The 18724-nt window shown below is 66.1% G+C and carries 16 protein-coding genes and 1 pseudogene; all 17 read right to left on the bottom strand.

The genetic code is table 11. The features are described from left to right. Positions 1–38: 38 nt before the first annotated feature. A complete protein-coding gene (locus DESTE_RS15530) occupies positions 39–845 on the bottom strand; it encodes a phosphatidate cytidylyltransferase (protein WP_035068614.1) in 807 nt (268 codons plus the stop codon). Next, a complete protein-coding gene (gene uppS, locus DESTE_RS15535) occupies positions 842–1537 on the bottom strand; it encodes a polyprenyl diphosphate synthase (RefSeq protein ID WP_198015395.1) in 696 nt (231 codons plus the stop codon). Before uppS ends, DESTE_RS15530 begins: the two co-directional genes overlap by 4 nt. A gap of 237 nt (positions 1538–1774) precedes the next feature. Continuing rightward, positions 1775–2335 (bottom strand): ribosome recycling factor, encoded by a 561-nt coding sequence (gene frr, locus DESTE_RS15540; RefSeq protein ID WP_035068619.1) that lies wholly within the window; start codon positions 2333–2335, stop codon positions 1775–1777. Positions 2336–2340: 5 nt separating this feature from the next. After that, positions 2341–3057 (bottom strand): UMP kinase, encoded by a 717-nt coding sequence (pyrH, locus tag DESTE_RS15545; RefSeq protein ID WP_035068622.1) that lies wholly within the window; start codon positions 3055–3057, stop codon positions 2341–2343. A 121-nt stretch (positions 3058–3178) separates the two neighbouring features. Then, complete coding sequence (locus DESTE_RS15550; RefSeq protein WP_035068624.1) at positions 3179–3970, bottom strand: glycosyltransferase family 2 protein; 792 nt, start codon at positions 3968–3970, stop codon at positions 3179–3181. Between the two features lie 139 nt (positions 3971–4109). After that, the gene (locus tag DESTE_RS15555) at positions 4110–5267 is read right to left on the bottom strand and encodes a DegT/DnrJ/EryC1/StrS family aminotransferase (protein ID WP_035068627.1); all 1158 of its coding nucleotides are present in this window, start codon (positions 5265–5267) and stop codon (positions 4110–4112) included. Between the two features lie 328 nt (positions 5268–5595). Next, positions 5596–6198 carry a translation elongation factor Ts gene (gene tsf, locus DESTE_RS15560; protein WP_035068630.1) on the bottom strand — a complete coding sequence of 201 codons (603 nt, stop codon included), beginning with the start codon at positions 6196–6198 and terminating at the stop codon, positions 5596–5598. A 34-nt stretch (positions 6199–6232) separates the two neighbouring features. After that, positions 6233–7033 (bottom strand): 30S ribosomal protein S2, encoded by an 801-nt coding sequence (gene rpsB / locus DESTE_RS15565; protein ID WP_035068633.1) that lies wholly within the window; start codon positions 7031–7033, stop codon positions 6233–6235. A 254-nt stretch (positions 7034–7287) separates the two neighbouring features. After that, positions 7288–8070: a fumarylacetoacetate hydrolase family protein gene (locus DESTE_RS15570; RefSeq protein WP_035068635.1), complete on the bottom strand. Its 783-nt coding sequence runs from the start codon at positions 8068–8070 to the stop codon at positions 7288–7290. Positions 8071–8265: 195 nt separating this feature from the next. Beyond that, positions 8266–9927 (bottom strand): ribonuclease J, encoded by a 1662-nt coding sequence (locus DESTE_RS15575; protein WP_035068636.1) that lies wholly within the window; start codon positions 9925–9927, stop codon positions 8266–8268. A 438-nt stretch (positions 9928–10365) separates the two neighbouring features. Further along, positions 10366–11286 (bottom strand): annotated as a pseudogene (gene garR, locus DESTE_RS15580) (2-hydroxy-3-oxopropionate reductase); the annotation flags it as partial. Positions 11287–11340: 54 nt separating this feature from the next. Continuing rightward, positions 11341–12555 carry a lipid II:glycine glycyltransferase FemX gene (locus DESTE_RS15585; RefSeq protein WP_035068640.1) on the bottom strand — a complete coding sequence of 405 codons (1215 nt, stop codon included), beginning with the start codon at positions 12553–12555 and terminating at the stop codon, positions 11341–11343. A 183-nt stretch (positions 12556–12738) separates the two neighbouring features. Beyond that, a complete protein-coding gene (hyi, locus tag DESTE_RS15590) occupies positions 12739–13530 on the bottom strand; it encodes a hydroxypyruvate isomerase (protein ID WP_035068642.1) in 792 nt (263 codons plus the stop codon). 150 nt (positions 13531–13680) lie between these two features. Then, entirely contained in the window at positions 13681–14535 is an 855-nt protein-coding gene (locus DESTE_RS15595; protein ID WP_084559499.1) for a GntR family transcriptional regulator, read from the bottom strand. Between the two features lie 114 nt (positions 14536–14649). After that, complete coding sequence (locus DESTE_RS15600; protein WP_051384507.1) at positions 14650–16026, bottom strand: type II toxin-antitoxin system HipA family toxin; 1377 nt, start codon at positions 16024–16026, stop codon at positions 14650–14652. 16 nt (positions 16027–16042) lie between these two features. Continuing rightward, positions 16043–16387: a helix-turn-helix domain-containing protein gene (locus DESTE_RS15605; protein WP_035068645.1), complete on the bottom strand. Its 345-nt coding sequence runs from the start codon at positions 16385–16387 to the stop codon at positions 16043–16045. 259 nt (positions 16388–16646) lie between these two features. Next, entirely contained in the window at positions 16647–18713 is a 2067-nt protein-coding gene (gene fusA / locus DESTE_RS15610; protein WP_035068648.1) for an elongation factor G, read from the bottom strand. Positions 18714–18724 lie beyond the last annotated feature (11 nt).

Raw genomic sequence — 18724 nt, forward strand, 5'->3', positions numbered from 1 at the left:
CCAAAAGGGGGTGCCCCCCTTCCCCCGATCATGTCCAGTTAAAAGAACGGAAACACCGAATCCAGGGCGGCAAAGGCGGGCACCACGAAGAGCAGGCTGTCGATGCGGTCGAGCAGGCCGCCGTGGCCGGGCAGGAGCGCGCCGGAGTCCTTGACGCCGAGGGTGCGCTTGAGGGCGGATTCGAAGAAGTCGCCCAGTTGCGAGGCCACGTTCAGCAGGCCGCCCAGCAGGGCAAAGGCCCACCACGGGGCGGTGCCTGCGGCAACCCCAACGCCGGTGGTGGCGAGCACGCACAGGGTGAGGCCGCCAAGGCTGCCGACCCAGCTTTTCTTGGGGCTGACGCGCGGCCAGATGCGGGCCTTGCCGAACCAGGTGCCGATGAAATAGGCCCCGGTGTCGGAGATGACGGCGGCCAGCACCACCACCAGTTGTTCCCAGCGGTTGAAGTGCAGGGCGGGCAGCAGCAGCACGGGCACGTACAGGATGCCGCTGGCCAGCACCTGGCCTTCGGTGAAGCGGCAGTCGTCCTCGCCGTTGCCCCAGGTCAGCAGAAAGCCCACGGCCCCCACCAGAAAGGCGGCGGCAACGCAGCCCAGCACCATCCAGGGGCGGTCCATGTGGCCTGCCGCCAGCACGGCGGCGCCAAGGGCCATGCCCACGGCCTTCAGCGGCAGGCGGGCGTTGCCCGGCCAGAACATGGTGTAGAATTCCAGCAGGGCAAGGCTGGCCACGGCCACCACCATGATCAGCAGCACCCAGCCGCCGATGGCAAGGCCCACGGTAAGCAGGGCGGCAAGGGCCGTGCCGGTGACGACGCGTTGGAAATGGGGAGATGCCGAGGTCACGCGGGGGTTGCCTCCGTTTTGCCGAAGCGGCGTTGCCGCCCGGCGTAGTCGCGCAGGGCCGCGCGGAAATGCTCTGGGGTGAAGTCCGGCCAGAGGGTCTCGGCGAAGTAAAATTCGCTGTAGGCGCTCTGGTAGAGCAGGAAATTGCTGATGCGCACCTCGCCGCTGGTGCGGATGACCAGGTCCGGGTCGGGCTGGCCCGCGGTCCACAGCCGCGCGGCAAAGGCTTCCTCGGTGATGGCTTCCGGCGTCAGGCCTTCGGCGGCAAGGGCGCGACAGGCCATCAGGATTTCATCGCGGGCGGAGTAGTTGAGGGCCAGGTTCAGGCGCATGGACGTGCAGGAGGATGTGCGGGAAATGGCGTGCTCCAGCGCCTTGCGCGCGGCCAGCGGCAGGTCGGCCAGCTGGCCGAACACGGACAGCCGGATGTCGCGCTGGATGAGGTTGGGCAATTCCTCGCGCAGAAAATCCACCAGCAGCTCGAACAGAAACTTCACCTCGGCGCCGGGGCGGCCCCAGTTTTCCTTGGAGAAGGTGTACATGGTCAGGTGGCCGATGCCGAGCGTGCGGCATTCGGTGACGATGGCCCGGGCCGCCTCGGTGCCCGCCCGGTGCCCGTCGCTGCGCGAAAGGCCGCGCTGGGTGGCCCAGCGCCCGTTGCCGTCCATGATGACGGCCACATGGCGGGGCAGGGTTTCCGGCAAAAGCGTGTCCGGTGACCGTGTGTCCGGCGTGGGGGAACCCGCCGAGGGAGCGTTGTTCACTATAAGCCTCTGGTGCGGCGATGCGCCCGCGTCATATGCGCCATGGCCGGTCCGCCCGCCCGTCCGTCCAACCGCGTGTGCGGGGCGGGACTGCCGCGGGCGCGACCGGCCATGTGGAATCATTCCGTGCGACCGAACATGGAGAAGCTGTTCGGAGGCAGCCTCCTAAAGTTCCATGATTTCCTTTTCTTTCGCCGTGCACTTCTCGTCCGACTTGGCCACGAAGCGGTCGGTCAGCTTCTGCACGTCGTCGGTGGACTTGCGCACGTCGTCCTCGGAAATCTCCTTGCCCTTTTCCAGCTTTTTCAGGGCGTCGTTGGCGTCGCGGCGCACGTTGCGCACGGCCACCTTGGCCTCTTCGGTGTACTTGCGGGCCACCTTGACGAGGTCCTTGCGGCGTTCCTCGGTCAGCGGCGGGATGGAGATGCGGATGATCTTGCCGTCGTTGACCGGGTTCAGCCCCAGGTCCGACTTCATGATGGCCTTTTCCACCAGCTGGAAGGCCGAACGGTCCCACGGCTGGATGGTCAGGGTGCGGCTGTCGGGCACGCTGACGGACGCCAGCTGGCTGATGGGCGTGGGGGTGCCGTAGTAGTCCACCTTGATGTTGTCCACCAGCGAGGTGGAGGCGCGGCCCGTGCGCAGTTTGGCGAATTCGCGGTCCAGCGAGCCGAGGGCCTTTTCCATACGCTCTTCGGCGTCCAGAAGAATGGTATCCATATCCATGGGGGTTAGCCTCCGTGTACGATGGTTCCGACGTCTTCGCCCATGACCACGCGCTTGATGCTGCCCTTGAACATGTTGCAGACGATGATGGGCACGTCGTTCTCCATGGCCAGGGTGATGGCCGTGGAGTCCATGACGCCAAGCTTGCGCTGCAACGTTTCGGCGTAGCCGAGGCTGCGGAACATCACGGCGTCGTCATGCTTCATGGGGTCCTTGTCGTAGACGCCGTCGACCTTGGTGGCCTTGATGATGGCCTGGCACTTCAGTTCCATGCCGCGCAGCGCGGCCGCCGTGTCGGTGGTGAAATAGGGGTTGCCGGTGCCCGCCGCGCAGATGACCACGCGGCCCTTTTCCAGGTGCCTGTCGGCCCGGCGGCGGATGTACGGCTCGCAGACTTCCTGCATGGTGATGGCCGAAAGCACCCGCGTGGGATGGCCGATCTTTTCCAGGGCGTCCTGCACGGCCAGGGCGTTGAGCACCGTGGCCAGCATGCCCATGTAGTCGGCCGATGAACGGTCCATGCCCCTGGCTGACGAGGAGAGGCCGCGGAAGATGTTGCCGCCGCCGATGACAAGCGCCACTTGCAGGCCCATGTCGACAACCTCGGCGATTTCCTCGCATATCTTCGAAACAGTCTGGGGGTCAATACCGAACTTGTTTTCGCCCGCCAGGGCTTCGCCGCTGAGTTTCAGCAGCACGCGCTTGTAGCGGAGTTCGCTCATGTCCGTCCCTCGGTGTGGTGGTTGTATGTTGCGTCGTCGAAAATTCGTGTTCGTTCGCGGGGCGTCGGTGCCGATGGTGCAGTAGCCGTTTGCCGGGGCGCCAGTCTGCTGTCCGTGCGTTCTAGTGATGGTCGAAGGGGGCGCCCCAATCGCCCTCCTGCACCCGGATGTACTTCAGAAAGGCGTAGAACGCCCCGTGCGCCGCGTTGATGAAGCCCGCCCGGCCATCCAGAAAGCCCAGCTTGACCACGTACAGCTTCATGAACCGGGCCAGGCCGTGCGCCGTGGCCACGGCCACGCCGCCCTGGCGGCCCCTGGCGCGCAGGTCGTCCGCGCCCTGCTGGGCGTACGAGTTGATCTTGTCGAGGTGCTGGCGAAAGCTGTCGTACGGGTAGTGCAGGATGTCGCCGCGCAGTCGGCCCGTTTCGCCCCTGGGGTGGAACGAGTAGTGCGCGCCGGAGACGTGCACTTCCATGTGGGCCGGGCGGAACAGCCGCAGCAGGCAGTCCGGGTACCAGCCGCTGTGCTTCATGAACCTGTCGTAGTACCACGAGCGGCGCGGCACCCAATGGCCTGCCTTGGCGGTGTGGCTGCCCTCGCCCCCGCGCACCTGCGCGCGCACGGTTGCCAGCACGCTTTCGCGCAGTTCTTCGGTGCAGATTTCGTCCTGGTCCAGGCTGAACACCCATTCGGTGTCGATGAGCGAGAGCGCGTGGCGGAACTGCGGGCCGGGGCCTTCCCACTTGCGCTGGACGACCTCTGCCCCGGCGGCGCGGGCCATGTCCACGGTGCGGTCGGTGCTGAAGGAATCGACCACCAGGACCTTGTCGCAGAAGGACAGCGAGGCGAGGCACCTGTCGAGCAGGCGTTCGCCGTTGTAGGTGAGCACAAGGCCGGTGATGGCGGGGCGCATGCAGTCCTGCCGGTGGCGGCGGGGTTGAGGTTGGGGGAGGAAGGGGAAAGGCCAAAAAGACGGAGAAGTTAAACTCGGGGGTGCAGGGGGCAAAGCCCCCTGCCCGCCGGAGGCTGACAAAAACAGCTGACCGTCAGCGTTACCCCTTGCCGGTGACGATGTCGCGCACGGCCTCGATCACGTCGTCCACGTCCTGTTCGCTCAGCTTGGGCGAGAGCGGCAGCGAGATGGTTTCGCGTCCGTAGGTCACGGCGTTGGGGTAGTCGTCCGGGTTCCAGCCGTAGTTCTTCTGGTAGTAGGGGTGTTCCGGAATGGCCAGGTAGTGCACCCCCACGCCGATCTTGCGGGCGGTCATCATGGGCAGCATGGCATCGCGCGAGACACCGCAGCGCGCCTCGTTCACCCGGATGGCGAACAGGTGGTAGGCGTGGCGGGTGTCCGGTTCGGGCGCGGCGGGCAGGCCCACGGGCAGGTCGGCGAAGGCCTGCATGTAGCGTTGCCACACGGCTTCGCGGCGCTTCCAGTAGGCTTCCACCCGCTTCAGCTGGTGAATGCCGAGCGCGGCCTGCATGTCCATCATGTTGTACTTGAAGCCGTGATCGACCACGTAATAGTGCTTGTAGCCCGCATCGGAGAAGCGGGCCCAGGCGTCGGCGCTCATGCCGTGCAGGCCCATGATCTTCATGCGGTCGATCCTGGCCTTGTCGCGCGAGAGGATCATGCCGCCTTCGCCGGTGACCACGTTCTTGGTGGCGTAGAAGCTGAAGCAGCCGATGTCGCCGATGTCGCCCGCCTGCCTGCCCTTGTAGGTGGTTTCGATGGCGTGGGCGCAGTCTTCGATGACCGCCAGGTTGTGCCGCCGCGCGATGTCCATGATGGGGTCCATGTCGCAGGCGCGCCCGGCAAAGTGCACCACCAGCAGGGCCTTGGTGCGCGGGGTGATGCGGCGTTCGATGTCGGCGGGGTCGATGTTCTGGGTCACCGGGTCCACGTCGGCCAGCACCGGGGTGGCGCCGGAGTGAATGATGGCGTTCACCGAGGCGCAGAAGGTCATGGCCGTGGTGATCACCTCGTCGCCCCGCGCAAGGTCGAGGGCAAGGCAGGAAAGCTGGAGCGCGGCCGTGCACGAGTTGACGGCGGCGGCATACGGCATGCCCTTGTAGGCGGCGAAATCCTTTTCGAACTGGTGCACTTTGGGGCCGGTGCCAATCCACGCCCGCTTCATGCTGTCGAGCACTTCGTCCATTTCCGCCTGTTCGATGAGCGGCTGGCCGAAGACAAGGAAGGTATCGCGCATGGGTATTCTTTCTCCGGGGCCGGGCGGCGTGGCGCTGTGCCGAACGCGCGCGCGACCTGCTGTGCGTGGGGCGCGCAGTGCGCGCCGGGGGGACGAAACCCCGTCCCGTGGGGCCTCGCGGCGGCGGGGCAGCCGGAGGACTTTGCGTGTGGCGGTGCCGTATGCACCCCGCCCGCGCGGCTGCCGCTGGGGAACATACCCCAAACCGCAGCCCGCGAAAAAGGGGGTCTTGCGACCCCCCTTTCATTTCATGATGCATGCACGGTCTGCAGCATGCCGGTAGCGGTGCGGTTGCATCCGTGCGGCATGGCGGCGTTCCGTCCTGCGGCTAGGCTTCTTCCGCGCCCAGCTGCATGCGGACGAAGCGGCCGATGGTGACGTTTTCGCCCAGGGTGGCGATGACGTCGTTCAGCAGGTCGCGGATGGTCATCTTGTCGTCGCGGATGTACGGCTGTTCCAGGAGGCAGATCTCCTTGTAGAACTTCTTGATGCCGCCTTCAACGATCTTCTCGATGATGTTCTCGGGCTTGCCTTCTTCACGGGCCTTCTGGCGGTAAACCTCGCGCTCGCGCTCGATGATGGCGGGGTCCACGGACTCGGCGTCCACGGCGGCGGGGTTGTTGGCCGCGATCTGCATGGCCACGTTCTTGGCGAATTCCTGGAACTTTTCGTTACGGGCCACGAAATCGGTTTCGCACTTCACTTCCACGAGAACGGCGATCTTGCCGGTGGAGTGAATGTAATTGCCGATGACGCCTTCGGAGGTGGCGCGGCCAGCCTTCTTGGCGGCCTTGGAAAGGCCCTTCTGGCGCAGCCAGTCGACGGCTTTTTCGAGGTTGCCGTCGTTTTCTTCCAGGGCCTTCTTGCAGTCCATCATGCCGGCGCCGGTCTTTTCGCGCAGTTCCTTAACCATCTGGGCGGTAATTGCCATTGTGCGGTCTCCCTGAGATGTCGTGGAGGTCTGGTTACTCGGCGGCGGCTTCGGCGGCGGGGGCGTCAGCGACGGCTTCAGGCGCGGCTTCGGCCTTGGGGGCGGCGGCCTTCTTCAGTTCTTCCTCGGCGTCCTTGCCCTTGCGTTCCTTGCGCATGGCGTCGCCTTCCATGCAGGCGTCGGCGATGGCGGCCACAAAGAGCTTGATGGCGCGGATGGCGTCATCGTTGCCGGGAATGACGAAGTCGATCAGGTCGGGATCGCAGTTGGTATCGGTGACCGCCACGATGGGGATGCCGAGCTTGCGGCATTCCTTTACGGCGATGTCTTCGCGGTGCGGGTCCACGATGAAGGCGAGCTGGGGCAGACGGTCCATTTCCTTGATACCGCCAAGGGTGGCCAGCAGCTTGTCCATCTCGCGCTGCATGCGCAGGATTTCCTTCTTCTGGTACTTGTTGACGGTGCCGTCGGCGAACATGGCCTCAAGCTTCTTCAGGCGGTCGATGCTCTTCTGGATGGTGGTGAAGTTGGTCAGCGTGCCGCCCATCCAGCGGTTGGTCACGTAGAACTGGCTGGCGCGGCCGGCTTCCACGGCCACGGCTTCCTGAGCCTGGCGCTTGGTGCCGATGAACACGACCTTGCCGCCGTTGACCACGGTGTCCACAACCTTGTCGTGGGCGGTGCGGAACAGCTTAACGGTCTGCTGCAGGTCGATGATATGGATGCCGTTGCGGGCGCCGAAGATGAAGGGGCGCATCTTGGGGTTCCAGCGGCGGGTCTGGTGACCGAAGTGCACGCCGGTTTCCAGCATCTGCTTCATGGAAACATAAGCCATTTCAGAACTCCTTGCGGGTTTTTTCTTCCACACCGGCCATGGCCCTTCAACCCGCGCCGCTCAAGGCGTGGCGGGCACCCCGGGCCGAAACCGGAGTGTGCTTGGTGTAAAAGGCAGGACTGCATACGCCAGATTGTGGCGGATGGCAAGTGTTGGTGGGAGGGGATGACGAAAATCCGCGCGCGAGACGCTTGGGCGGACATGCCCCGGCACATTCCTGCGCCGTCCAAAATCGGCGAGGCGGGCGGCCCCGCCTACTGCAACGGCACCTCGGCATGCTCGTCCCCATCCGGGGCGGCCAGCACGGGGTTGATCAAAAGGCCCACCTGCTCGATTTCCACGCGCACCTCGTCGCCGGGCGCGATGGGACCAATGCCGACCGGGGTGCCGGTAAGGATGAGGTCGCCGGGCAGCAGGGTCATTACGCGTGAAATGGCGCTGACCATCTCGTTGGGGGTGAACAGCATGTCGGCGGTGTTGCCCTGCTGGCGCACCTCGCCGTTGACCAGGGTGCGCACGGCCAGGTTGGCGGTGTCGGACAGGTCGGTTTCTATCCACGGCCCCACGGGGCAGAAGGTGTCGTAGCCCTTGCAGCGGCCGAACAGGCCGTCGCGGCGTTGCAGGTCGCGGGCGGTGACGTCGTTGGCGCAGGTATAGCCGAAGATGTTCGCGGGCACGGCATCCGGAGAAATATTGCGGCATTGCCGCCCCACCACAAGCGCCAGTTCGCCCTCGTAGTCCACCCGTCCCACGCCTTGCGGCACCAGGATGGGCTGGCCGCTGCCGATGACGGCGGTGGGCGCCTTCAGGAAGAACACCGGCTCGTCCGGCACGGGAAAGCCGATTTCCGCCGCGTGGTCGCGGTAGTTCATGCCCGCGCAGATGATCTTGGAGGGGGCCACCACCGGCAGGATGGACAGTTCCGCCAGCGGGATGGGGTCTTTCAGCCCCAGTTGGTGGTTCAGGCACACCACCCCGTCGTCCTGCAACGCGCCAAAGAACACGCTGCCCTTGTATTGCACCCGTACCACGCGCATGTCGCCGCTCCGCTCCGGCGGGCAGTTGCCCGCCGCGTTGCATCGTCAGTACCCGAAATTGGGCGCCGTCAGGACCGGAAAGGGCCGGAAAGGAACCGCCGCTCCCCCTTAGGAACGGTGCGGAAAGCCCGCGTCGCCAATTCCGTCCATACCGTCAACACCGCCAATTTCGCCAGCACCGGCAGGCGGGGACGGTCAGATGGTGGTGACCACGGGCACCACGATGGGGTCGCGCTCCAGCACCTTGCGGAAGAACCGCCGCAGCGACGAACGGATGCGATCCTGCAGCCGTTCCGTTTCGCCGGGGGGGATGTTCTCGAAGATGTCCAGCACGATGCACTTGGCGTCTTCGAGCACGTGATTGTAATGCTGTTCGAACACGAAGCCCTTGGACAGCATTTCCGGGCCGTGCAGCACTTCCCAACCCATTTCGTCCACCACCAGCACCACGATGACCATGCCCTCGCCACCCAGGATGTGCCGTTCCTTGAGCACCGAATGGCCCACGTCGCCCACGCCCTTGCCATCCACAAGGATGAATTCCACCGGCACGTGCTCTTCAAAGCGCACGCTGTCCGGAGTGAGGGTGATGGGGTCGCCGTTTTCAAGGATGATGGTGCGTTCCTGCGCCACGCCGCATTCCTGCGCCAGGCGACAGTGCTTGACCAGGTGGCGGTATTCGCCGTGCACCGGCACGAAGTAGCGGGGGCGCACGGTCTCGATCATGGCGCGCAGTTCGTCGCGGTGGGCATGGCCCGAAGCGTGGATGGAGCGCACCTTGTCGTAATAGACTTCCGCGCCCAGCCGGTACAATTGGTTGATGAGCTTGGTGATGGCCCGCGCGTTGCCGGGGATGAAGCGCGAGGACATGACCACCGTGTCGCCCCGGTGGATGGAAAGCTGTTTGTGCTCGCCCATGATGATGCGCGAAAGGGCCGACAGCGGCTCGCCCTGCGAACCGGTGACCAGCAGCACCAGGTCGCGGTCGGCCATGGGGGGCATGGTCACGGCGTCCAGGATCATGCCAGCCTCTGCCCGCAGAAAGCCCAGGTTGCGCGCTATCTCTATGTTGTTCATCAGGCTGCGGCCGCTGACCACCACCTTGCGCCCGAATTCGCTGGCCAGGTCGAACACTTCCTGGATGCGCTGGATGTGGCTGGAGAACAGCGTGACCACGATGCGCCCTTCCGCTTCGTCGAACAACTGGCGGAAGGTGTCCATGATCTCGCGTTCGCCCAGCGACTGGCCGTCACGCTCGATGTTGGTGGAGTCGGACAGCAGCAGGCGCACGCCCTCGTCCCCGGCAAAGTCGCGGAACAGCGCAAGGTCGGTGCCGGGGCCGGACAGGGGGTTGGGGTCGATCTTGAAGTCGCCGGTGTGCACCACGCGGCCCGCCGGGGTTTCCACGGCAAGGGCGTAGCCTTCGATGATGGAATGGCACACCGGCAGAAAGCGAAAGGTCATGTCGCCGAGCACCAGCGGCGCGTCGGGCGAGACGGGCACCAGTTCCACGCGGTCGGCCAGGCCGTGTTCGCGCAGCTTGTGTTCCACCAGGGCCAGGGTGAAGCGCGACCCGTAGATGGGGGCCTTCAGGTGGGGCATCAGCCACGGCAGCGCGCCGATGTGGTCCTCGTGCGCGTGGGTCAGCACGATGCCGCGCACCCGGTGGCGGTTCTGCAGCACATGGTCGAAGCGCGGAATAACCACGTCCACGCCAAGGTGGTAGTCTTCGGGGAACATCAGGCCGCAGTCCACCAGGACCATGGAGTCTGGCGTGGACCAGATCTGGCAGTTCAGGCCGATCTCTCCGAGTCCGCCAAGGGGGGTGATGGTCAGGTGCGGGGTCTGGTCCGCCATGCGAGGGGCTCCACTCTGGTTGCGCGTCTGGTGAGGTGCGAAAGGGCACGGGTCAGTTCCTCTTGCTATCGCAAAAAGACGGCTCTCACAAGGGGATGCGTTGTGCATGACGACCCGTGCCGTTTGTCTGAACAGTCCGTGGTGGACGGGGCGGGGCGCCATGCACGCGCGTGACACATGGTATTTGCAACCGTGGGCAGCGGGCCGCAGTGCGTTGCGGTCCGCATGGCGCGGCAATGCGCGGGGGGGGGGCGGCAGCGGCGGGATCGGAAAACGAAGGCCGCGCCACCCGGTAGGGCGGCGCGGCATCTGGTTGCCAGGCATGATAATTTCACATCGACAATGAACAACGAATGTTCAGCCGATGTTCAGCTGATGTTCAGTCGACGTCCAACGGATGTTCGACCATGTTCCGGTGCGGCGGGCTTGCAGGCCAGCCTACGCGGGCTTGCGGCGCACCTCGACCCCGGCCAGCTTTTCCCAGTGGCGGATCAGCGCGCCGTGGTCGGCGTCGCCCAGGCCGTCGGCCATCAGGGCCTGCATCACTTCCATCAGTTGGGCGGTCAGCGGCAGGGGGGCGTGCAGTTCGTGCGAGGTTTCCAGCACGTTGCCCAGGTCCTTGGCGTGCAGCTTGATGCGGAAGCCGGGGGTGAACTTGCCGTCCATGACCAGCGGGGCCTTGGCGTCCAGCACGGTGCTGCCCGCAAGGCCACCCCGGATGGCCTGGTAGACCAGATCCGGGTCCGCCCCGGCGCGGGTGGCCAGCACCAGCGCTTCGGACATGGCCGCGATGTTGCCCGCCACCACAATCTGGTTGGCCAGCTTGGCCACGTTGCCCGCGCCCACCTCGCCCACGCGCACCACGGATGCGGCCATGGCCTTGAACACCGGCAGGCAGGTATCGAAGTCTTCCTGCGCGCCGCCCACCATGACGGACAGGGTGCCATCGATGGCCTTGGGCTCGCCGCCGCTCACCGGGGCGTCCAGCATGCGGATGGACTTTGCGGCCAGTTCCGCCGCGATATCGCGGCTGGCCAGCGGGGCGATGGAGCTCATGTCCGCCACGATGCAGCCGGGGGCCGCGCCTTCGGCGATGCCGCCGGGGCCAAGGACCACCGCGCGTACTTCCGGCGAATTGGGCAGCATGGTGATGACCACGTCCGATGCTGCGGCCACGGCGGCGGGGCTTTCCGCAGCCGTCGCGCCTTCGGCGGCCATGGCCCGCAGTTTGTCTGCGTTGCGGGTGTGGGCGGTTACCGGAAATCCGGCCTTGAGCAGGTTGCGGCACATGGGGGCGCCCATGATGCCCAATCCGATGAATCCGATGCGTTGCATGGCGTGCTCCTTTGCGGTGGTGTGCCGTCGCGCGCTGCGGCGGCTCCCATGGTGTTGCGCGGTTTACGGCGTCCGGAATCAGGACGGCCTGTGCCGTTCCAGGCATTCAAGGTTGCAGAAATCCCGGTGCGCGGCGTGGTCGATGGGATAGTCCCACGAGCCGCTGCGCAGGGCCACATTGCCACCGAACCCGGTCTTGAAGCGGTGCAGCCCGTGAAAGGGGTGGGCCGGGTCCAGCCCCGGCGGCACCGCGCCCATGTCGTAGGCGGTGCAGCCGCGCTGGCGGGCCAGGCGCATGGCCTTCCAGTGCATGGCGTAGGGGGCCATGCACTGGCGCTTGTGGTTGGACGAGGCCCCGTACAGGAAGTGCGCGGTGGCGCCGCACAGGGCCACGATGGCCCCGGCCAGCACGTCCGCGCCGTGGCGGGCCAGCAGGAACAGCAGTTCGGCGTCGCTGGTGCCTGGGGATGCGCGGGTGGTGCGTGCGGCGTCCGTACGGTCCGCCGTGCCTGCCCAATCACGCCAGTCATGCCAGTTCGCCCCGTATGGCCCATCCGTCCAGACAGGATGCGGCAGCGCGGAATTCTCCGTTCTTGCAGGGGGCAGGCCGCGCAGGCGGGCACGGAACAGCGCCTGGAACTGCTCGTAGCCGCATGGGGCAAAGCCGTTGCGCAGGGCGGTCTGGCGGTACAGTCCGTGGAACACCGGCAGCAAGTCCGGCGGGGCCACGTCCACCCGCACGTCCTTCCTGGCCGCAAGGCCGATGTTGTAGCGGGTCTTGGGCTTCATGCGCGCCAGGATGTCCTGCTCCGTGCCGGTCAGGTCCACCACCAGCGAACTGGCCACGGTCATGTCGCGGTGGGCCTTGCGCAGGTTCCAGTTGCGGGTGCCCATGTTCATGCGCATCTCGCGGATGCGCGGCTCCGGGTAGGCGTTGCTGCCGTGGGTGCGCATGTCGGCGGCGTAGGGCGAGGCCCACGGCAGGTCGTAGCGGATGAACGCCACGGACGGGCCAAGGTTGCGGGCCAGCGCTTCGGAAAGGTCTTCGAGGAACGGGCCGTAATCCTCCTCGGCGGGGGCGTGCTCCGGCCCTTGCGGCACGTAGGCCATGGCCTGGCCGCGCCCCATGGGTTGCAGCAGCACCAGCACGTCGCCGTGGCGTTCGGTGGCGGCCAGGTCGAACGCCTTTGGCGTGTAGCCCAGCCGGGCCTTCACCTGCGCCCAGTATCCCGTCTGGAACAGGATGTCGGTGGGCAGCAGGGCATCGGTCCGTTTCGATGAAAGCTCGAACATGTCAGATCCCTGTTGAGGTTGGCGAGCGCCGTCAGGCGCGGTCCGTGGTCACGGGAGGGGGCAGGCCGGAGAGGGGCGGACTGGTATCGTCGCGCCGCCGCGTGCTTTTCACGCCGGTCATGCCCCCGTGAGGAAGCGGGGTGCGCATGGGGGTATCCTTGTGTTTCTTCGTGTCGCGCAGGGTTACGCCTGCCTGGTGTACGGAAGCATCCAGTCCAGCGACGCCAGCGTGTCGGGCGCGGGCACGTATTCCAGCCCGATGTGTCCGGCATAGCCCAGGCGGTCCAGTTCTGCGAACAGGAAGGGGTAGTTGATCTCGCCGGTGCCGGGCTGGTGGCGGCCCGGCGTGTCCGCGATCTGGACGTGCCCGATGCGGTCCATGTGGGCGCGCAGGGTGGCGGCCAGTTCGCCCTCTTCTCGCTGGGCGTGGTAGATGTCGTACTGCAACAGCACGTTGGGGCGGCCCACTTCGTCCATCAGCCGCAGCACCTGCGCGGTGGAATGCAGGAAAAAGCCGGGAATGTCCTTGCGGTTGATGAATTCCACTACCAGCACCAGCCCGACCTCGGCCAGCCGGTCGGCGGCGAAGCGCACGTTGTCCACCAGGGTGGACCATGCGGCCTGAGCGGCGGTGGGGTCGTTGTCCGGCACCTTGCCCGCAAGGCAGTTCAGCCGGGGCACGCCAAGGGCCTTGGCATAGGCGATGGCGCGGTCCACCCCGGCGCGGAATTCCGCCTCGCGCCCCGGCAGGGCGGCGATGCCGCGCTCTCCGGCGGCCCAGTCGCCCGCGGGCAGGTTGAACAGCACCTGGGTCAGGCCGTTGTCGCGCAGCAGGGCGGCCAGCGCTTCCGGAGCGTGATCGTAGGGGAACAGGTATTCCACCGTGTCGAAGCCCGCAGCCCGCGCGGCGGCAAAGCGTTCGGTGAACGGCAGTTCGGTGAACAGCATGGTCAGGTTGGCGGCGAATCTGGGCATGGTCACTCCTTGCGGGTGGGGTTGCTGGCGGTTGCGGGGGATGGGCGCTGGCTGGCGTGCCGGGGATGGTTGCCGGGATGGGGCGGGGCGCCCGGACCCCGTCCGGGGCTTGTGGGGTTTGGGGCTTGTGGGGTTTTGCCGAAAATTCCTTCAGGCGGCCTTGGGCGGCTCGTGGCTGTCGTCGCCAGCAAGCCCTGGAGACGGAGGCGGTGACGGGGCTGGCGATGGGGACGAGGGCAGGGCAGACGGCGCGTCGGCTTCGGCCAGGGCCTGGCGCAACGCCGCCAGCGATGGCGCGATGTGATTGCGCATGGCCGCGCCGCTGGCCGCCGGATCGCCCCGGCGCAGCCCGTCGATGATGGCCAGATGGTCGGGCACGGTATCTTCCCACGGGCGGGGAGTGCCGTGCAGGTAGGCGGCGGCCAGCATGCTCACCGGGTCCATGGCCGCGCGCAGGAAGGGGTTGCCGGAAAGTTCGGCCAGACGCCGATGAAAGGCCCGGTCGCGCTCCACGTAGGTCTGGTGCGCTTCCGGCGTGTCCGGCAGATTGGTCATGGCCCGCCATTCGTCGGCCATGCGTTCCGCCTCGTCCGGGGTGATGCGCGTGGCGGCCAGTTCCGCCGCCAAGGGTTCCAGCCGTTCGCGCAGTTCGAACAACTGCACCAGTTCCAGCGGAGAAAGTTCGCGCACCCGGAACCCCCGGCGGGGAATGGCCCGCAGCAAACCGTCCTGCGCCAGCCGCTTCAGGGCGTTGACCAGCGGGGTGCGGCTGACGCCAAGGCGCGCGGCCAGCGCCTCCTGCGCCACCCGCTGGCCCGGGGCCAGTATGCCGTCGGCGATCATGGCCCGGATGCGCTCGTAAACCTTGTCGTCGAGGTTTTCGTGCCGGATGGCGGCAAGGCCGTCGGGGACGGGTGCGGCGGCGGTGGGGGCGCAGGGAATCGAATCCCGTGACGCGTGCGGGGCAAAGTCCGGCGTACCGGGGGTAGGCGTGGGAAGCTTCATGGGGCAACCCTAGCCGTGGGGAGGGGGTGGGTCAATCGTTTTGCATGCAGAATGCAAAATGCGACAGAGATGTTTGCCGATCAGGCCTCAGGTTCAGCAGTGCCATGGGCACGTTTATTGGGCCGCGCCGTCCTGTCTCGTGCTCAGCCCGGGGGCCAGGCACGCGCGCAGTTCGGAAAAACTCCGCGAGGGCACGCCCGCTTCACGGAACACCTGCTCCCACTTCGAGGCGATGATGTCTTTCAAACCCGCAACGAGGTGGCGCGCCTCGTCTTTTGCCAGGGCAAACGGTCCTCCGGACTCCACGAGGTGGCGTTCGGTGGCCAGCCTTCCCTGTTCGCCGATCGTCAGGGATAGTGTGCGCACCTCTGCGTCATAGTTGCCCATGATCGGTTGGGGGACAAGGTCGTAGGCTGGCGAAAGCGTCCATCCATTACTGTGTCTGTACTGGCCATTACTGTGCCCGTACTGTCCATTACTTCGCCCGTACTGGCTGTTTTTCTGTTCGTACAGGAACCCATGATTGCGGAGATGGTCGTCGGTGTTGTTGACCAGGGCATTGAAGGCCATGCGCAGGTACAGTCTGGCGATGTCCTGCTGCAGTGTGTCCGCCCGGCAGTGGCGGCGCATGGCTGCGGCCAGGCCGGGGTAGCTCCCACCCTGTTCTGCCTGGCTCTGCGTGTAGCCGAGCATGGTCGCTCCCGACACGAACGGAATCCGTTCGGTTCCGTGCTCACCCGGACGCCGGTCGAAGCGTTCCACAAGCAGGATGTCCCGTCCGCCAAGAACGCGGAGTATCCGGGTGTCGGGCACGTCGATACCGCACAGGCGCGCCAGCCGCATGCACCCGTGCTCGATCCGGCATGTCGGCCAGGCCTCCCTTGCCCGGTCGAACTTGGCTATCCAGTGGCGACCGTCAAGCTCCACTGCCGCCTTGGGCCGGGCTCCGCCCAGGGATGATCCCCGTATGAAAAAACGCCTGTAGCGGGGCTCCAGGTCTTCCTCGTTGTCGACGGCATCGGCGGCCATCAGCAGCGCCTCAAGGTCAAGCTCCGCGCCCGGCAGGGTCGCCGCCTGCCGCGTGGAGAGCGCAAAGGGCGATTCATCGAGATGCAGGCTGAAGCCGAGAGCGCCAATGCGCCCGGGGCCCGCCCGGAGCAGGTAGTCCAGCTCCGAGAGTTGCAGGCCCGCGTTCTCTCCGCGCCGGTCCACGGTTCTGTCCAGAACATGCCTGCCCCACGCGTCCGGGCTTGCATCGCGAATGCCGCCGAACAGATCGCCCCCCACGGGACCGTCAAACCGGAGGCTCCTTGCGCCAGCGAGCGGGAGTTGCACGGGGTCGACAGGAACGGCGTCGGCGCGCTCCAGATACCGGTGGCCGTACTGGAACGCACACGAACTGCGCCGACCATCCTCTACTACGGTCAGCAGGCCCGCGGGTACGAACGTGCCCTGAAGATGCATATGGACGTATGCGGTGCGGGTGCGCATTTTTCGCGCCTCCTTTTCAGAAATCCAGGTTCTCGCGCGGCGGCCTGACCCGCTTGATCCTGGCCAGTCTGTCGCTGTCGTGGCGCTGCCCTATTTCGTCGGTGGCCGGGGCCGCCACGCTTGCAAGGTCATGGTCCAGCCCCAGGCAGTACAATGCCGAGACGAGAAGCCCGAGACTGACGCCCGGGTCGCCCTGCTCCAGCCGCCGCAACGTCTTGGGTGTTACCAGCATGCGCTGCGCAAGGCTGGACAGCGTCTGCCCACGGCGTTTGCGCGCGTAGCGGATGCGTGCGCCCATTTCCCGCAGGGCGTCCAGTTCCTGTTGCGACAGTGCTGCTTGGGACTTGGTGTTTCGGGTCATAAATTACTCTTTATTGTGTGATTGGGGATATAATAAGTCTCTTTTTGTGATGACGCAACAAGGGGCAAAGAGCGCGGCGTCACGTGAAGGCGTGTCCGGCATGGTGGCCAGCAAGGGCATTACCGGTCAGCAGGCACCTTCGTTCCGCAACGCAAGCGCCGCCCCCGGAACCCCGGAGGCGGCGCATGTGTTCGTACTTGTGTCTCGCCAGTTTCTCATCCCGCCCGCGTATCATTTGCGGGCATCCGCCGCGTGGCAACTACTCCTCGCCGCGTTCCTTCCGGTAGTCGGCGATGACCTTTTCGGCCACCGGCGGCGGCGCTTCCTCGTAGTGGTCGAATTCCATGGTGAACACGCCCTGCCCGCCGGTCATGGAGCGCAGGTCGGGCGCGTAGCGCAGCACTTCGCTCATGGGCACGTGGGCCTTGATTTCGGTGATGCCCACCTGCGAGTCGGAGCCCAGCACCTTGCCGCGCCGCGACGACAGGTCGCCGATGACGTCGCCCATGTATTCGTCGGGCACGGAAACGGTCAGCAGCACGATGGGTTCGAGCAGGGTGGGCTTCATCAGTTCCATGGCCTTCTTGAAGGCCAGCGAGCCCGCGATCTTGAACGCCATTTCCGACGAGTCCACCGTGTGGTAGCTGCCGTCGTACAGCTTCACCTTGAAGTCCACCACCGGGCACCCGGCAAGGTACCCGCGCACGGCGGCCTCCTGCACGCCCTTGTCCACGGCGGGGATGTACTGGCGGGGGATGGAGCCGCCCACCACCGCATCCTCGAACACGTAGCCGGAACCGCGCGGCAGCCCTTCCATTTCGATCCAGCAGTCACCGAACTGGCCGCGCCCGCCGGACTGCTTCTTGTGCCGTCCCTGCACCTGGGCCTTGCCGCGCACGGTTTCGCGGTAGGGCACCTTGGGCGTCTTGAGCACGATTTCGGTCTTGTAGCGGCGCCTGGCCTTTTCGACGGAAAGTTCGATGTGCAACTGGCCCATGCCGGAGAGCAGGATGTCGCCGGTTTCCTCATCACGGGCCAGGCGCAGGGTGATGTCCTCGTCCAGCAGCTTGTGCACGGCAGTGAACACCTTGTCCTCGTCGCCCTTTTCCTTGGGGGCGAGGGCGTAGGTGATCAGCTGCGGCGGCATGGCCGGTTTGGGCAGCACGAAGGGGTTCTTTTCGTCGCACAGGGTGTCGCCGGTGCGGGTGCCCTTCAGCTTGGCCACGGCCACCACGGCGCCGGGCCCCAGCACGTCCTTGCAGGGGGTCTGGGTCTTTCCGGTCAGGTACAGCAGCGAGCCCAGGCGTTCCGGTTCGCCCGTGGTCATGTTCCTGAGGGTGGATTCTGTGGAGACGGTACCCGAAAGCACCCGGATCAGGCTGAGCTGCCCCGCGAAGGGGTCCGCCAGGGTCTTGAACACGAAACAGGCGGCCGGGGCGTCGGGGCTGCTGGCCCGTTCCCTGCCGTCCGCGTCCAGCCAGGCGGGGCGTTGCAGGGGCGAGGGCAGCAGCCGGTCGATGGTGTCCAGTAACTGCGCGCCGCCCTTGTTTTCCATGGCGGCGCCGGCCACCACGGGCACCAGATCACCGGCCAGCACGCCCTTTTGCAGGCCCATGGCCATTTCCTCGGGGGTCAGTTCGCCCTCTTCGAGGTATTTTTCCATCAGGGTTTCGTCGGCCTCGGCAATGTTCTCGATGGTGGTTTCGCGCAGGGCGGCCACGTCGTCGGCCATGCCGGCGGGAATCTCGCCCTCGGTCACCTTGCCGTCGTCGCCGAAGAACAGGGCCTTGCCCGCCAGCACGTCCACCAGACCCTTGAAACTGGCCTGCTGGCCGATGGGCATGTACAGCAGCACGGGCCGCATGCCGAGAATGGCGGAAAGGCCGGAGAAGGCCATGTCGAAGTCGGCCCGGTCGCGGTCCACCTTGTTGATGAACACGGCGGCGGGCAGCCCGGCGGCCCGCACCGACTGCCACAGCTTGCGGGTGAGCGGCCGCACGCCGTCCACCGCGTCGATGACGAAAACGGCGGCATCGACGCCTGCAAGCAGGTAGCCGATGTCGCCGATGAAATTGCCGTCGCCGGGAATGTCGAGCAGGAAGTGGCGGGAACCGTTGCGTTGCAGGGTGGCCACCGAGGGCTGGATGGAACCGCGCCGCTTGGTTTCCTCGGGCTCGAAGTCGAGGGCGGTGGTGCCCTCCTCGATTTTGCCGAGGCGGCCGACCACGCCCGCCTGATACAGCAGCATTTCGGCGAGCGAGGTCTTACCGCAACCTCCGGTTCCTACGAGAGCATAGGTTCTTTGGGTCTCCAACGCCTTGGACATAATCCGTCTCC

It is taken from the genome of Nitratidesulfovibrio termitidis HI1, from assembly GCF_000504305.1.
Classification (GTDB): Bacteria; Desulfobacterota; Desulfovibrionia; order Desulfovibrionales; family Desulfovibrionaceae; genus Cupidesulfovibrio; species Cupidesulfovibrio termitidis.

Excerpts from the sequence above, each read along its gene's own strand:
- DESTE_RS15550 (WP_035068624.1), bottom strand. The coding sequence starts at position 3,970 with ATGCGCCCCGCCATCACCGGCCTTGTGCTCACCTACAACGGCGAACGC.
- DESTE_RS15585 (WP_035068640.1), bottom strand. The coding sequence starts at position 12,555 with ATGTTCGAGCTTTCATCGAAACGGACCGATGCCCTGCTGCCCACCGAC.
- tsf (WP_035068630.1), bottom strand. The coding sequence starts at position 6,198 with ATGGCAATTACCGCCCAGATGGTTAAGGAACTGCGCGAAAAGACCGGC.
- DESTE_RS15600 (WP_051384507.1), bottom strand. The coding sequence starts at position 16,026 with ATGCGCACCCGCACCGCATACGTCCATATGCATCTTCAGGGCACGTTC.
- DESTE_RS15575 (WP_035068636.1), bottom strand. The coding sequence starts at position 9,927 with ATGGCGGACCAGACCCCGCACCTGACCATCACCCCCCTTGGCGGACTC.
- DESTE_RS15605 (WP_035068645.1), bottom strand. The coding sequence starts at position 16,387 with ATGACCCGAAACACCAAGTCCCAAGCAGCACTGTCGCAACAGGAACTG.
- DESTE_RS15555 (WP_035068627.1), bottom strand. The coding sequence starts at position 5,267 with ATGCGCGATACCTTCCTTGTCTTCGGCCAGCCGCTCATCGAACAGGCG.
- DESTE_RS15570 (WP_035068635.1), bottom strand. The coding sequence starts at position 8,070 with ATGCGCGTGGTACGGGTGCAATACAAGGGCAGCGTGTTCTTTGGCGCG.
- frr (WP_035068619.1), bottom strand. The coding sequence starts at position 2,335 with ATGGATATGGATACCATTCTTCTGGACGCCGAAGAGCGTATGGAAAAG.
- DESTE_RS15595 (WP_084559499.1), bottom strand. The coding sequence starts at position 14,535 with ATGAAGCTTCCCACGCCTACCCCCGGTACGCCGGACTTTGCCCCGCAC.
- pyrH (WP_035068622.1), bottom strand. The coding sequence starts at position 3,057 with ATGAGCGAACTCCGCTACAAGCGCGTGCTGCTGAAACTCAGCGGCGAA.
- fusA (WP_035068648.1), bottom strand. The coding sequence starts at position 18,713 with ATGTCCAAGGCGTTGGAGACCCAAAGAACCTATGCTCTCGTAGGAACC.
- rpsB (WP_035068633.1), bottom strand. The coding sequence starts at position 7,033 with ATGGCTTATGTTTCCATGAAGCAGATGCTGGAAACCGGCGTGCACTTC.
- hyi (WP_035068642.1), bottom strand. The coding sequence starts at position 13,530 with ATGCCCAGATTCGCCGCCAACCTGACCATGCTGTTCACCGAACTGCCG.